Genomic DNA, 2,451 nt, shown 5'->3' on the forward strand with positions numbered 1-2,451 from the left:
TATTTTAATACCTGATTCAAGTAAATAATAAGCTAACTGATAGTGATAATATCCTGTTGCTTCCATCACACAATGGCTCGATAGATCTAATAATTTTTCGAACTTTTTAAAGCCTGAAATAGTGTTTTTAAACTGATAATAATTACCATCTGAATCTGTAACATCAAAAACCAAATGACTAATGTCTATTCCAAAATATTTAATATCTTTATTCATAAGAAATTGTTTTTTGAAAGGACAATCTACGCGAGTTTCTACGACTTAAAATCGAGGTCTTAAAAGCCTCATAGAACTGTACGAAATCTGTGTAGAAAAGAGAGGGGATTTTCAATGTTGACGAGATCTGTAGTCTCTGCGTGTATAATAACCTTAATCCTCTCTTTTGTGCTTTCTGTTTATGTTTCTAATTTAATGAATTACAAACTTAAGACGTGTATAAAACATAGCTATTAAGTACCAAACCTAAAGGTCTGTGTTTATTTGCAAAGACCGCCAAATTTTTAATTTGGCTTTTAAAAAGAGAAAATTAAAAACAAAACATAAAAATTCGGCTCTGTGTTAATCCGATAAGTTAGTGTCTTTTTGCACGCTACGTTTCATACACAAACCGTTACCCAACATTTAACAAAAATTGAACACTAGAACAAAATATATACTTCTGATTTCAGGAATTTCCGCTTTTGGATTATCCATTTATAATAAGTTTTTTGCTTTAACCGAAACTAGTTTTAATCCTGTTGAATTGGAATATGCTAAAGTATTTTTCGGAATTGGAATTTTATGCTTTGGATTATATTATTTCAATAAAAATTGGCAAAATTTATTGACCAAGATTATGTTTGGAGCATTCGGACTTTGTTTAGTTCTGAACCTATACTTGGTAGCTCAAATCTATGAAAGTAGACAAATCCAAAAACAACTTTCAGAATATCACGAATTAGATTGCGAAAAAATAACCGTCCGATTCAAAACTGATTTAAAGAATAATAATGTTAAGTATTTTTCTGGTGGTCTAGTTGGTTCTGGAAAATTATCACAAAACATTAAGAAATACGGAATAGAAAATTTTGAATTAGGTTGTCAGGTGTATAACAATTTGGAATGTTATAATGAACTTGTTAGAAATTATTTGAAAAAAGAAAAGAATATTGTTATCAACGAACTATATGAATAAAAAGAAAATTATAGTAATTCATATTGTAACATTTGTACTTCTGTCTTTATTACTATTATTCGCATCAGAACCTTTACTAAATAAATTCGCAGCAGGAATTCATAATGTTGGAATGTGGATAGATTTAATGATTTTCGGAACAATTGGAATTCTGACTTTGACAACCATTTCGTGTCTGATTTTTTTAAAACAAAAGAAAATAATTGGTCTGATAGTAATTCTTGTCAATTCATTCTGGACTTGGTTTAGTCTAGACCTTTTGTACAAGTATCATTTCACGGAATTCCATCCGACTTTTTATATTCCAAATTGGATTTTAATAATGAATTCCATATTCGCCACTATCGGAATTGTAATCGGATTAAAATTAATAAGGGAAAAAATAAACATAAAAACAGCGTTACTAACTGACTTTACTCTAATTTTAATCGGATTAACAATCCAACAAATCTGAATAAAAACGTTGGGTAACACCGTGTATAATTAATTGCTGTGTTCTTCCCTACTTGCGAAAATTCCTGCGGAATTTTTCTGGTCCGTAAAAGTTTGTTAAATTAGCTACCAAACCACGCAACTAACCATACACAAACACGTTGGCAAACATTATGAAAAAAATCCTGCACATAATTATACTTCTGACCTCTATTTCGACTTTTTCTCAAGAAAATTTAGGCGGAAAATATTGTTCAATTCCAATTGGAGAATCTGACGTTACTTGCATTGATTTTAAAGAAAATAATCATTTTGAATATTCTGTTTCAGGCTGTTTAGGAACTTCACATATTGGAACTGGAATTTATGAATTAAAAAACAAAATTTTAAAACTGGAATTTGATAAAAAGGAACAACCAACAAAAAATAAAGTAAAAGTTACCGAAATAAAATCACAATCTGAAAAGAATATCGAGTTTGAATTTATTATAACCGACGAGAATGACTTACCTCTTTATGTCAATATTGTTGAAAAACCGAATATTAAAGGATTTGAAATTTATGAAGAGAAAAATAAAATTGAGGTTGAGAAAAACAAATCAAAAATAAAATATGAAATCCTCTCATTAGGTTATGAAACTGTTGAATTAGAATTAGAACATAATTCGAGTAAAAAAATTGAAATAACTATGTTTCCAGTTCAAGCAAAAGTTATTTCAGAAAAAGTATTTGAATGGAATTTGACAGAATTAAATGAAAATGAATTTAAAATCGGGACTGAAATTTGGAATACTTTTAGAAAAATGAAAAAATAACGATTTGCCAACAAAGTACTGTGGTAAAAA

At 28.7% G+C, this 2,451-nt stretch carries 2 protein-coding genes and 1 pseudogene; 2 read left to right on the forward strand and 1 reads right to left on the reverse strand.

From position 1 onward, the window contains the following. Positions 1–216, reverse strand: a pseudogene (locus BFJ87_RS12940) (IS110 family transposase); the annotation flags it as partial. A 415-nt stretch (positions 217–631) separates the two neighbouring features. On the opposite strand from BFJ87_RS12940, the gene BFJ87_RS12945 reads away from it, so the two are divergent. Further along, positions 632–1,174, forward strand: coding sequence for a hypothetical protein (locus BFJ87_RS12945; RefSeq protein ID WP_077405324.1), 543 nt, complete (start codon positions 632–634; stop codon positions 1,172–1,174). Between the two features lie 605 nt (positions 1,175–1,779). Beyond that, positions 1,780–2,421, forward strand: coding sequence for a hypothetical protein (locus BFJ87_RS12955; protein WP_077405329.1), 642 nt, complete (start codon positions 1,780–1,782; stop codon positions 2,419–2,421). Positions 2,422–2,451 lie beyond the last annotated feature (30 nt).

It is taken from the genome of Cellulophaga omnivescoria (genome assembly GCF_001999725.1).
In the GTDB taxonomy this organism is placed as follows: domain Bacteria; phylum Bacteroidota; class Bacteroidia; order Flavobacteriales; family Flavobacteriaceae; genus Cellulophaga; species Cellulophaga omnivescoria.

Coding starts and splice junctions, on each gene's coding strand:
- BFJ87_RS12955 (WP_077405329.1), top strand. CDS start 1,780: ATGAAAAAAATCCTGCACATAATTATACTTCTGACCTCTATTTCGACT.